Source organism: Aureibacter tunicatorum, assembly GCF_036492635.1.
GTDB classification, from domain to species: domain Bacteria; phylum Bacteroidota; class Bacteroidia; order Cytophagales; family Cyclobacteriaceae; genus Aureibacter; species Aureibacter tunicatorum.
This window is the reverse complement of sequence record NZ_AP025306.1, coordinates 541,323-553,727: the sequence shown is the minus strand read 5'-3', so window position 1 is coordinate 553,727 and position 12,405 is coordinate 541,323. Positions and strand designations below refer to the sequence as shown.

The window sequence follows — 12,405 nt, the reverse complement described above, 5'->3', positions numbered from 1 at the left end:
AGGTCATTAAGCAAATCTGATCAGATTTGTCACATAGCAGGAAGATAACAAAATTATTTTCCTGCTAATTATTTTCAATCCTTAACAATCGCTTAATTGACACTAAGTTAATTATCGCAAGTAATATAATGAATATTGCAAAATAGACTAAGCCAAGCTTTGGCTCCGTTCTTAAAAAGAATTCAGCAACCAAAGCTGAAATCATTGACATTATTGTCCAATAATTCAAAATCAAAGCCACTTTCCCTCGTACAATTCCTGAAAAGTATCGAATGCCATTCAAAAGTATCCCAATTGATGCGATTAAAATGACAATTCCAGACATCCAACGAAAAAAAACAGGATCGATATTAATGGTTTTAGCCATATCTTCAAAGCCTGCTACCGTACCTGGCCATGCGGCAAACTTGGAAACAACAAAACGATAAAAAAGGTAAATAGATGTAATTATATTCAATACTGCTAAAACTAAACTATAAAAAAACTTAAGATTTTTCATGCTCTGATTTCAAAAACTTATTTATAAATAACAAACCAACTCAGACACAACGAAATCAAAGATTTAATATTATTAGCATTAATAATTTAATTCAAAATAGTTAGAATGAACCTCTTCTATGAACTGCTCTAGTATGATAATCAGATGCTTTATCCTTTCTGGCAGGATTGGCATTTTTAAGCAAAACCAATATCTCTTCGTCTTCGAATAATTCCTTTCTCAATTCTTTAGGCCATAATACCTTTGCGTCATAGGCTTCTTCATTATTATGTTCATAAGCATGCATTTCCTCCAACATATCTTTTGAAAAGACTGAAGGCAAAGAGTTTCTTCGCTCTTTTCTTGTTGCGTTCCATGTCTCTTGACCAATTCCAAAATCCGTTTCTTCCACAGGCCTTCTATTCCACTTCCATGGCTCTTCTTTGAGATAAATATCAACCAATTTTCCAGTATGTATATAATCACCACTATGAGCTTTCAACTTCTGAAGATCTATAGACACATAATCTTCTTGGGAAGCTCGACTTCTCACTCTACGGTACTCATCATCGGCTGCTATTCTAAATGGCGATTTTCTGACTAAAGGAGCGGAATGCATAAACATGAAATGAGAATCGGATTTATCTCCTTTACGCTCTCTCAGCCCCAACTCTCTGCGACAAACATTTTCAAACTCTTTGACTGAACTGTAAAATTGCTCCACAGAGGAATGAAGGCCATGATAAGCATCCAATGCTGCTTTCACGGCATGTCCAAAAAACAAGTATGAAGGCATTACTCCCATATCAGGGACAATATCCTCACCAGATTTAAGAGGGACCAATCCTGCAATAGCAGGCAATTCATGTGAGAATTTTAAAGGAATCTCCTCAACAACCTTTGCCGCTTTCGCAGGTTCATAAGCTACATGAGAAATTTTCAATCGATAGCCTCCTTGCCTACAATCCAAATTCCCAGTCTCTTCATCTATAAACTCTCCTTTTCTCCCCGGAGTCAAAAAAACTCGCCGCCCTTTTTCAGCGCGACTCATCTCATTATGAAACCTAAAAATTTGCATGCCATTTCCTTTCATATCCAGAACTTGAAGATCAACGACACCTACTGGAGTGATTACCTTTTCCTTAGGCAACGGAGCGTCTGTCTCATCTTTTCCCGAAGCTCCCTCAAGAGCCTCTTGTGTATTAGGATAAACAAAAGCATTAGATCTGGCCATCCTGTCCGGTTTTCGGGTGGCAGCGCTTAACATTTCTCTCCCCCCTACCAAACGCAGCAACTTTGCTATATAACTGTTGATCTTTGTATTGAATGTAGAAACACCAAGATCAGACATATCTTCATGAATAACATCCAAATAAGTTAAATCTTTCCCTTTGAACGACTTTAAGCTTACCAAGCTTTGCCATAAAGAATGAGCTTGATCCACGTCAGTTACACTATCAGGCATCCATAATGCCAAATTATTTCTCAAAGCTATATCCACCAATAATTCATGCTCGCTCTCTACTCCTTCCAAAGCATAAGCCATTGCTTGAAAACCTTCCATACGCTCAAGTTCGCTTGAATTCAGAATTTTCACGCTTTCCATCCATTGATATATTTTACGTTCCGCACGATCAACCAGCCTTGACACCTCATGATATGTCCTGAGTAAATAATCGGTTATATGCTTTTTCTCAGTATCAAGTCGCTGCAATTCGACTGTCATCTCTCTGGCATCGCTCTTCAATCTGGCTTTCTGCCCCCTCATAGAAAAGGCTACTACCTGCATATGCCCCAAGGCATCAGCTGGACTCATCTGGTCTACTGCGTTCATCTCCTCTTCATATCTAGCTTGCATCTTGGAAAACTCAATCTGCAATTCATCCAATTGCTGATTCAAATTAGTTACTAAGAAATCAATTTTGCCCAGTGCTTCGCTAAGTCCAAAAATCTCCTCCTTTTTCGGGGCTATCTTGCTTAAAACTCTTCTTAATTCTCCAAAATTTTCAGAACGCCCTTTTCCTTTCATCGATTTTTCTACGAGAAAAGAAAATTTTTCAGGATCAGCGTAAGCATCCGCTAGCTTTTTTTCTTTTGAAAGCATTGTCAACTGAAGCCATTCCTCGCTGAATTTCAAATTTTCGTATACTCTGGCTAGTCTAGAACCAGAAAAAGCTATCACCTCAGAAACTTCCAACTCATTGGGTGGGGCAGCACCTTGAGGAGGTGCCTCTGCAGGAGGAACGCGAGAAACACCTTCAACTCCTCCCGCAGTTCTTCTTTTTCTTTCCAAAAATCTCTTGATCCACTCTTTCATTAATCAATGCGCCAAGGCCAGCCATGCTAATATACTTACCGCTATTCTTGTATTTTGTTCATGTTTTCAACTGCAAAAACCATCAATCGAAATAACCATCTTCAATTCTTCAAGTTGTATATCTTAAATAAAAGATATTGATAGCAAGATTTAACATTATGAACAAGAATCTCACCTTGAATGAAGGCGCTTTTGTATGGGCCATGGAACTGATATCATCAGGAAAGATCAACAAAGAAGGACTTAGTTTCGAAAAACTTAGCAAGAATGTTGCTTTGTTTGATGAAATCATCGAAAAAGAAGGCATTGAATTCTACAAATTATGGTTTTTAGGCATCAATGAAGATGTGGACCCGAAAAGCAGAGACGCATATATCTACCCCATCGGAGACTTCAATTTCATATCGCTATCCGCTTTACTGGCAATCAGAGAGTTAACCACTGTTGACCATTATTATAATATTGAAAAAGCTGCGGATAAATTATTAAAAGCACTAGATCATTAATTATTATATTAATACTATAAATATTAATTATCAGTAAATTAAAATTGAAATATTATTGAAAAATATTATTTTAGCTATATTATTTATTTGATTTTATTTTTTAGCTTTGTCCAGCACAAAATTACAAGACGCGAGGAAACCCATCTCAAAATTTGCGAAGAAAATAACAAAGGCTTAATGCCGGGAATTCCGTCGCGCACTTTTTTTGATAGGCTTTATAGCTCATAATGATTGTATTTGTTTAAACTGTTTAATTACTTATCAGGACAATGAACCAAACTAAGAAGGGGAAGATCTCAATCAAAAGACAAATTAGAAAAAATCAGATTCTCAATTTTTTTAGACAAAATGAATCTCTTTCCCCAGCGGAGATTGCAAAACTTTCGGAACTAACCTTGCCAATGGTATCCGATCTATCCAAAGAGCTATATGCCGATGGATATTTGCTAATTGATGAGACAAGCAAAACAAAGGTAGGTCGTCCTGCCAATTATTACACTCTCAACCCAGATGGAGGCTATGTAATCGGTGTGCATATCAGCGTAAAAAAAATCAATATTATATTGCTTAACCTATGCGAAGATATCGTGCTGATCAAAAGACATACGCTAGTGGACTTGCAAGATGAAATGGAAGCAATTCGCCATATCGAAGGCAAAGTCTATGAAGTGATAGAAGAAGCCGAAATAGACTATGACAAGCTCTTGGGTATCGGCATAGCTATCACTGGACTTGTCGACAGAGAAAATGGAAGGACAATTACCTATCTAGGCAGCGGCGAACCACTCAAAAAAACCATGGAAGAGCGATTCAAGCGTCCTGTGTTTATCGAAAACGATGTGAATGCCATGGCCTTGGGTGAAATATACTTTGGGTCAGGCAAGAACATCTCCCATATGGCTTGCATCAACCTTGATTGGGAAATAGGCATGGGTCTTGTTTTCAACAAAGAACTTTATGTCGGCAATAAAGGCCTCGCAGGGGAGCTTGGACACTTTAAAGCTGTCGACAATGGAGAAATCTGTTCTTGCGGAAAACTCGGTTGTCTTGAGACCGTAGCCTCCGGAAGAGCTCTTGTCAGCAAAGCCAAAATGGCTATGGCAGAAGGTACCAGCTCCAAAGTTATCCATATTGTGAAAGGTGAAATAGACGACATCAATCTTGACGTTCTTATTACTGCCGCAAAGCAAGGTGATAATTACGCATTAAAACTATTTGAAGAGGCTGGACATTATATTGGCAAGACGCTGGGAAGCATGCTCAACTTGCTCAATTTAGAACGCATATTATTGGAAGGACGGATTAGCGAACTAGGGAACACAATCTTATACCCTATTTATTCATCAATAATTCAAAATTCATTGGTTGAAATCAATGAAGGAATTAATGTGGAATGCTCTACCATTCACGACAAAGCAGCTAGTCTAGGAGCAACAACTTTGATATCCAATCACTTGTTCGAAACTCCATTGGTTGATGCCAATCAATTTGTATAACAATAAAGCCTGCAAAGGTTAACTTTGCAGGCTAAAATATACTATAAACAACTATTACTTCTTCAAGAACTTTATTTTTTGAGTCGAGCTAGCAGTTTCCAAGACTAATATGTACACCCCTTCTCTCAAATTTTCAACTGATATCTCTTTCTCCCCTTTCAATAAATTTCCAGACAAAACCTCTCTTCCACTTAGAGCAATTACTCTATAGCTTAGCTTTTCATTAGTTGCAAACTGACTTGGCAGATTTATTACAGATGAAGTCGGATTAGGATAAACTAACAACTCTTCAGTTACTAAATTATCATTTGAACTCAACACATTCCCCGATTCTTGAATCAACTGATCAATAGTTTCAGCATTCGGAATTCCCCAACCTATTTCATTATTAGGATTTTCGGCATTTGAAGAGCCATTTCTAAAAAACTCCCTTAATTCATCAGAGCTTAAATCAGAGTACCTGTCAACGAACAAAGCCGCTAAACCTGCTACAAGCGGGCCAGAAAAACTAGTACCGCTGCTATATGCAATATTGCCATATTCATTAATCAAACAAGTGGACGAGCCCATAGCACTCACATCAGGCTTGATTCTTTGGTCAGCTGTCGGGCCAAAAGAACTAAATCCTGATTTGACTCCAGTACTGGTAACCGAACCGATAGACAATACATTTTTAGCATCTGCAGGCACCGAAATATAATGCCAAGGGGCATTTCCATCATTTCCAGCTGAAGTAATCACAAATATTCCCTTGTCAGCAGCCATTGAAGCTGCTTTAGTACTAACAGCAGTTTCTCCATCCGTATCGTTATAGGAATAACTCATTTCAGGTTCATCAAAAGTTGTGTAGCCTAAAGAAGAATTGATCACATCAACGCCTAAACTATCCGCAAATTCGCAAGCGAACAAATAATTATATTCGTCATCTCTATATTCATCATATGGATGATCAGTAACGCACAATACAAAATCCGCTTTTGGAGCAATCCCTTGATAACTCACATTAACCCCAACAGCTCCAATCGTAGACAATACTTTTGTGCCATGATCATCATAACGGTACACGTCATCTGTAAATGTCAAATAATCCTTTGTCGCCACAATCTGCCCACCATCAAACAAATGCTTAAACGGCAATGTCGTATCAACTCCTGGGAAACCAGCATCAAATATAGCCACCATAACATCGCTTCCATAAACTCCAGCGGCATGCAAGTAAGGCACATTCATCATTTCATTTTGCCAATCATTATCAGCCTGAGTTCTATTTGCTGAAGGTTCTCCCAATTGCAAAGCATCTTCTCTGTCAAACTTAGTTTGCTCTTCTTTTTTACGAGACAAACCAACATTATTAGGCCCTATATACTCAACCTCTTTCACAAAGTCCAAAGCTTCCACAGCAGCAGCTTCATTATCATCCAACAAAACTAAAGCAGCATTCATCCATTTTGTTGTATGTTTGACAACATAGCCCCTATTCGCCAAATCATCCAGATAAGCCTGACTAACAGGCAAGTCTTCCTCTGTCACTAAAATCCCATGCTTTTGCCTTCTCTCCAACGATTTTTGGGACAAAAACTCTTCTGGCGAATCCACAGAATATTCCACACCTACCTTATCATTGAAAAATACCATTCGTTTTGACTTTTGCGCATAACTAGCAGTAGACAAAACCGCAAATGCTCCCAAAGTCAACAGTAATTTTTTCACCATAATCCTTACTTTTTACACTTTAATAATAAAACAAACCTCCAATCTGTTCTATAAAGAGAAATTCAAGACATAATTTAAGTAAAAAAAATCACAATTCAATGAAATTACAACATTCATATCAAACTATAACAGAAATAAGTTCAAACACTGCAACTATAATATTTTAATTAAATATTTTCATCACATATATCAATATTCTGCCTTGATAAAATGTCTGAGGCAATCCCATTTCCTTTAATCAGCTTTCTTGAAAAAGAACCATCGTAAATCAATCCTGATCCGCAAGACGGGCTCTTAGACTTTAGGATTGCCTTGCGAAGTCCATATTTCTTTGCAATTTCAAGCGCTTTATGAGCTCCTATGACGAAATTCTCAGTTACATCTACTCCTTCCACAGTTACCACCCTCTTCTCTCCATCTATTTCCATTATTTCTGCCGGAGGCCTTGGAGTTGGCAAACCTCCCAACTCTTCTGGACATACAGCAATAGCTCTTTTTTGTTCAACAAGCTCGGCAATATTTACTTTCAAGTTATCATTACCATCGTATCTGCATTTTTCTCCGATCAAGCATGCGCTGACTAAATATTCGTATTTCATAAATTTTTCATAATTTTAATAGGCTACACGAAAAGTCGATCTTTTAACGATACACAACAAGACAAATTATGGAAAAATATCATCATATTCCACTTGAATATAGAAAGCCATCCGCTCAAGAAATACTAGACAATTCAACAAACTTATTCAACGACTTGAATAAAAGAAGATCGGTTAGAGAATTTTCAAATGAGCCTGTAGACAAGCAAATCATTGAAAACATCATAAAAGCCGCTTCAACAGCGCCATCGGGGGCTAACAAACAGCCATGGCACTTCTGCGCAGTATCTTCACAAGAGCTCAAAGATAAAATCAGAAAAGCGGCTGAAGAAGAGGAAAAGTTAAACTATAGCAAACGCATGAACGAGGAATGGCTGGAAGACTTGGCTCCATTAGGCACTGACTGGCAAAAACCTTTTCTAAGCATTGCCCCTTGGCTCATTATCATGACTAAAAAGGTATACGATATCGATGAAAACCAAGAAAGAAGCCAAAATTACTATGTTAACGAATCCGTTGGCATTGCATGCGGATTTCTATTGAGCGCTATTCATCAAGCAGGCCTCGTATCTTTGACTCATACACCAAGTCCCATGAACTTTCTCACCAAACTACTTGGACGTCCGGAAAATGAAAAAGCCTATATGCTTATTCCTATAGGCTACCCGGCAAAAGACACTACTGTTCCCGACATAAAACGCAAAGAGCTCGAAAAAATCTCTTCATTTTACTAGCAGCTTTATAATTGAAGGCCCAAAAAGCCTTCAATTATTGTAAATATTTCAACCTTGAATATTTAGATACTAAAAATTTCATATTCATCATTAAAGTACCCTTTCTCTGGCATACCAAACAATAAGTCGCATTCGTTAGCTTATCAGTTTTGACAATTTTATGCCATGAAAAAAAATCTATACTTTTTAATTATCTTGTTCATCGGAATGAGCTCTTGTTCCGTAGATCAAAAGCAAACCTTGTTGTCTCCCGACAACAAGATTCAAATAACATTTGAAGCAGGTAAGCTCCCCTCCTACTCAGTCAAATTTGAAGACGAAACAATTCTAGAGGAATCTAAACTTGGTTTTGTTCTATCTGACTCGAACTCTTTAATGCCGGATATGGAAGCTTATGGCATCGAAAGATCCAACTTTTCCCAAAACTGGGAGCAAGTATGGGGAGAAGACAAAATTGTCAATAACCAATACAATGAAATGCTTATTCATCTGCAAGAAAAAAAATCGCCCAATCGAAAACTCGACATTCGATTTAGGGCTTTTGATGATGGAATAGGCTTTCGTTACGAATTTCCCGAACAACAGAATTTAAAAGAATTCACTATTATAGATGAAAAAACGGAATTCGTTTTAGGCGACGATTACGACTCATGGTGGATTCCTCAAAATTTCGATTCATATGAGTTTCTGTACCAAGAAAGCAAAGCGAGTGAAATTAAAGCCGTTAATACTCCTGTAACTTTCAGAAGCTCTAAAGGAACTCATATCTCAATTCATGAAGCCGCCTTAACCGACTATGCTGACATGACTCTTGCTAGAAAAGATAATTCTTTGTCTTTCGAGGCTGAGCTAGCTCCTTGGTCTGATGGCAGCAAAGTGAAAACATCCACTGGAACGACCACTCCATGGAGAACAGTGCAAATCTCTCCTGACGCAGGACAACTTGTAGAATCAAAGCTAATACTCAATCTTAATGAACCGAATAAATTAGAGGATGTATCTTGGATCGAGCCTATGAAATACGTGGGTATCTGGTGGAGCATGCATCTTGGAACTGAAATATGGGCGGAAGGTCCAAGGCACGGAGCTACGACTGAGAATGCTATCAGGCATATTGACTTCGCCAAAAAGCATAATATCGGCGGGGTAGTAGTAGAAGGCTGGAATGCCGGTTGGGACAAATGGGGAGCTAAAGACGCTTTCGACCATGTTACCCCAGCTAGCGATTTCGACTTGATCAAAGTAGCAAAATACGCAAAAGACAATGGCATCCAACTTATAGGCCACAATGAAACTGGTGGAGATATCCCTGCATATGAACACTATATGGATTCAGCTTTCACTCTTTATGAGAACTTGGGAATGAATGCCCTTAAAACGGGTTATGCCGGAGGGATTTATCCAAGAGGAGAAAACCATCACGGCCAGTTCATGGTCAATCACTATCGAAAAGTAGTGGAGAAAGCTGCTGAACACAAAATCATGCTCGATGTTCACGAGCCTATCAAGCCGACAGGAATTCGTCGCACGTACCCTAATATGATGACAAGGGAAGGAGTAAGAGGCATGGAATGGAATGCTTGGAGTGCTGGAAATGGACCTAAACACTTGGTGACACTGCCTTTCACAAGAATGCTGGCAGGGCCAATAGATTATACGCCGGGCATTTTCGATATTCTTTATAAAAACTCGGAAGGAAAAAGGGTAAATTGGAACAATGCTGACATGGATATCACCCGTATCCAAACAACGCTTGCCAAACAGCTAGCCGCTTTTGTTGTCATTTACAGTCCATTGCAAATGGCCAGCGACCTAATAGAGCATTATGAAGGACACCCTGCCTTCAAATTTATCATGGATTGCCCTACTGACTGGGAAAAATCTTTGGTTATCAATGGTGAAGTAGGCGAATTTATTACTATGGCAAGACTAAGCCATGACGGGGATTGGTTCTTGGGGAGCATGACAGGTGAACATGCCAAGAAAATGGATATCACATTGGATTTCCTTTCGGATGGCAACGAATATGAAGCTCAAATATACGCTGACGCAGAAGACACGGATTTAATCAACAATCCTGCCTCTTATCAAATCAATAAAAAAATCGTCAAGAAAGGCGATAAACTGCATTTGGATCTTAAAAAATCAGGTGGCCAAGCCATTAGATTTAAAAAATTATAATAAAAAACCGAAGCCTTCTGACTTTCGTCTTAGGGCTTCGGCCAAACTATATCACACGAATCAAGATTGTAAAACAAATCCTCCGCTAAAGGAGTCATCGTTTGAAGAAACACAAACAAATATTTGTTACATTTAATAATGTAAAGATACTACTTTAAATTTATAAACAAACTTGATCCAATCATTTTTTTAGATTTTTTATAAAAAAACAAATACTTTATTTACTCAAGCCAAAGAGTTCCTTCCGCACTTTTTCCACGTAAGACTTGCCAATAGGAATAAGCTTGTCATTTATTTCAATTTGATTCCCATACAATACTTTAGCGAATTTTTTATTGACAATATATGACTTGTGCACTCTCATAAATCTAGCTGAGGGCAGAGTTTCCTCCAAGTGCTTCAAAGAAACCAGAATAACAAGCTTTCTTTCGACGGTATGAAAAGCCACGTATTCTCTCATTCCTTCAATATAAAGGATCTCTCCAAAGTGGACTTTGTAAAACTTGTGGTCTCCTTTCAATGTCAAAAAACCATCTTCTTCTTCGTCAAAGCTTCCATGACTATGCTTGTCGATCTCATCGTTGCCACGACTTGAATTCATTCGTTCCTCTACTTTATTCACAGCGCTTAAGAACCTTTCAAACGATATAGGCTTCAACAAATAATCAGCGACACCCAATTCAAAGCCTTCCAACGCATACTCTTGATAAGCAGTAGTTAAAATGACTTTAGGCTTAACCGATAGAGACCTCAACAAATCCGTGCCTTTCAAATCAGGCATTTGAATATCCAAAAACATCAAATCCACATCATTGTCTCTCAAAAAAGATATCGCCTCCAAAGGGTTTTTAAACATGCCTAGAAGTTCGACATTCGGCAATTTCTCAACATAGCTTTCCAACAGCTTTCTTGCTAATTGCTCATCATCCACTATAATGCATCGGATACTTTTCATGTAAGTTCAATTTTTAAATTAACTTTGAACTCATGCTCTGTGTTGTCGATCACAAGCTCATGCATATTTTTGTATTGCAAAGACAATCTCCTTTTAACGTTTGACAAACCAACTCCTCCAACCTTGTCTTTTGAATAATGAGCGCTTGGCATGCTGTTGGAAATCAAAAACTCCAGCCTATTGCCCATAGAAGTCATCGATATATTTATCCAGCCATTTTCCTCATCCTCAATTTTACTATGCTTGAAAGCATTCTCGACAAAAGGCATCAAAATCATTGGGGCTATTTTCAAATGCGTGTTAGCTGTGCTTAAAAAACTTACATTCTTTGCAATGGCATCATCCCTAAACTCCATCAAGGATATGTAATTTTGAATATACTGGGACTCTCTGCCCAATGTTACAAAGCCTGCCCCGCTCTCATAGATAACATATCGGAGCATGTCAGAAAGCAAATGAATCGCCTTAGGCGCCTCATCCGACTTCATGGTGCTCAAAGTATAAATATTGTTCATCGCATTGAAAAGAAAATGCGGATTGATTTGGGACTTCAAAAATTTGCTTTCAGCTTCGATCATAGCCATTTCAGCTTTCTCCCGATTGCGGGTCTGCATTATGTTGCGATACAAAGAACTTATGAAAAGCATGAATATCAAGGGAAAAGCACTTATCAAAAAGAAACCTACAAACTCCAATTTGACAATTCTCTTAGGCTTTTTAAGCAACTTCCTTGAAGAAATGTTGCTTTCTTCCAAACGCTCAATACGTTCAATTCTCTTTCTCATAAACCGATCAGATCTCTTGAATACCTTTCTTTGTACGGAGTAATTCAAAAAAGTCAGTGCTGAAATCGTCATTAATATTGTTGCGATATACAGTATTACTTTATTTTTCTCCAAAATTCTAGGCATGAAAAAATAAGTATTCGCATAAAAGATCACAATTTGAAACATAACCATCAAAAGCGCTCTATAAAAGCCGTTCCAACCAAAATCCATCCCGGAATACAGCCAAACTATGGTTACCAATAGGTATAATAACCACACCCCTACGTGAACTCCTATTTTCAGTACTTTCTTCATCATCCAAATTTTTTCTTAAAGTAAATGGATTTCATCTCAATAAAATAAAAAAATCTACCAATGCCCTTCTATACAATATCAAACAACAATGATTTTCAATCACAGATACTTAAGCAACTGAAATAAAGAGCCTTTTGGATAATAAAATCAGCTATGAATATCGAAAAATTTTCTCAGCATATTTCATCCAATAAATATCCAAAAGTATAAGAAAACCAATTATTCTCAATTTAATACTTTCAAACAAAAAACTTCAACATACAAATCATTCACAAAATTTCATTCAAAAAAATTAAACTATAAGGCTTATATACATAACTATTTCACCTACTTACACTGAAATA

General features: G+C 37.7%; 10 protein-coding genes. 4 read left to right on the top strand and 6 right to left on the bottom strand.

Annotation, left to right across the window (positions count from 1 at the left end; translation table 11 throughout):
- Positions 1 to 64 precede the first annotated feature (64 nt).
- Together AABK36_RS22330 and AABK36_RS22325 are read right to left on the bottom strand one after the other, a co-directional pair.
- Positions 65 to 499 carry a hypothetical protein gene (locus AABK36_RS22330; protein WP_309940857.1) on the bottom strand — a complete coding sequence of 145 codons (435 nt, stop codon included), beginning with the start codon at positions 497 to 499 and terminating at the stop codon, positions 65 to 67.
- A 100-nt stretch (positions 500 to 599) separates the two neighbouring features.
- Entirely contained in the window at positions 600 to 2,795 is a 2,196-nt protein-coding gene (locus tag AABK36_RS22325) for a hypothetical protein (RefSeq protein ID WP_309940859.1), read from the bottom strand.
- 158 nt (positions 2,796 to 2,953) lie between these two features.
- Here AABK36_RS22325 and AABK36_RS22320 point away from each other — a divergent pair, with 158 nt between their 5' ends.
- Positions 2,954 to 3,301: a hypothetical protein gene (locus AABK36_RS22320; protein WP_309940860.1), complete on the top strand. Its 348-nt coding sequence runs from the start codon at positions 2,954 to 2,956 to the stop codon at positions 3,299 to 3,301.
- Positions 3,302 to 3,570: 269 nt separating this feature from the next.
- Positions 3,571 to 4,797, top strand: a complete 1,227-nt coding sequence (locus AABK36_RS22315; RefSeq protein ID WP_309940862.1) for an ROK family protein — start codon at positions 3,571 to 3,573, stop codon at positions 4,795 to 4,797.
- Between the two features lie 54 nt (positions 4,798 to 4,851).
- Here the strand turns inward: AABK36_RS22315 and AABK36_RS22310 are convergent, their stop codons facing one another.
- Positions 4,852 to 6,510, bottom strand: coding sequence for a S8 family peptidase (locus tag AABK36_RS22310; RefSeq protein ID WP_309940865.1), 1,659 nt, complete (start codon positions 6,508 to 6,510; stop codon positions 4,852 to 4,854).
- 167 nt (positions 6,511 to 6,677) lie between these two features.
- Positions 6,678 to 7,109 carry a 2-thiouracil desulfurase family protein gene (locus AABK36_RS22305; protein ID WP_309940867.1) on the bottom strand — a complete coding sequence of 144 codons (432 nt, stop codon included), beginning with the start codon at positions 7,107 to 7,109 and terminating at the stop codon, positions 6,678 to 6,680.
- A 68-nt stretch (positions 7,110 to 7,177) separates the two neighbouring features.
- Here AABK36_RS22305 and AABK36_RS22300 point away from each other — a divergent pair, with 68 nt between their 5' ends.
- Positions 7,178 to 7,843 (top strand): nitroreductase family protein, encoded by a 666-nt coding sequence (locus AABK36_RS22300; RefSeq protein WP_309940870.1) that lies wholly within the window; start codon positions 7,178 to 7,180, stop codon positions 7,841 to 7,843.
- A gap of 165 nt (positions 7,844 to 8,008) precedes the next feature.
- Positions 8,009 to 10,024 carry a glycoside hydrolase family 97 protein gene (locus tag AABK36_RS22295; protein WP_309940871.1) on the top strand — a complete coding sequence of 672 codons (2,016 nt, stop codon included), beginning with the start codon at positions 8,009 to 8,011 and terminating at the stop codon, positions 10,022 to 10,024.
- 217 nt (positions 10,025 to 10,241) lie between these two features.
- Here the strand turns inward: AABK36_RS22295 and AABK36_RS22290 are convergent, their stop codons facing one another.
- The gene (locus AABK36_RS22290) at positions 10,242 to 10,979 is read right to left on the bottom strand and encodes a LytR/AlgR family response regulator transcription factor (protein WP_309940872.1); all 738 of its coding nucleotides are present in this window, start codon (positions 10,977 to 10,979) and stop codon (positions 10,242 to 10,244) included.
- Complete coding sequence (locus tag AABK36_RS22285) at positions 10,976 to 12,064, bottom strand: sensor histidine kinase (protein WP_309940873.1); 1,089 nt, start codon at positions 12,062 to 12,064, stop codon at positions 10,976 to 10,978. The genes AABK36_RS22290 and AABK36_RS22285 overlap by 4 nt, the downstream gene beginning before the upstream one ends.
- Positions 12,065 to 12,405 lie beyond the last annotated feature (341 nt).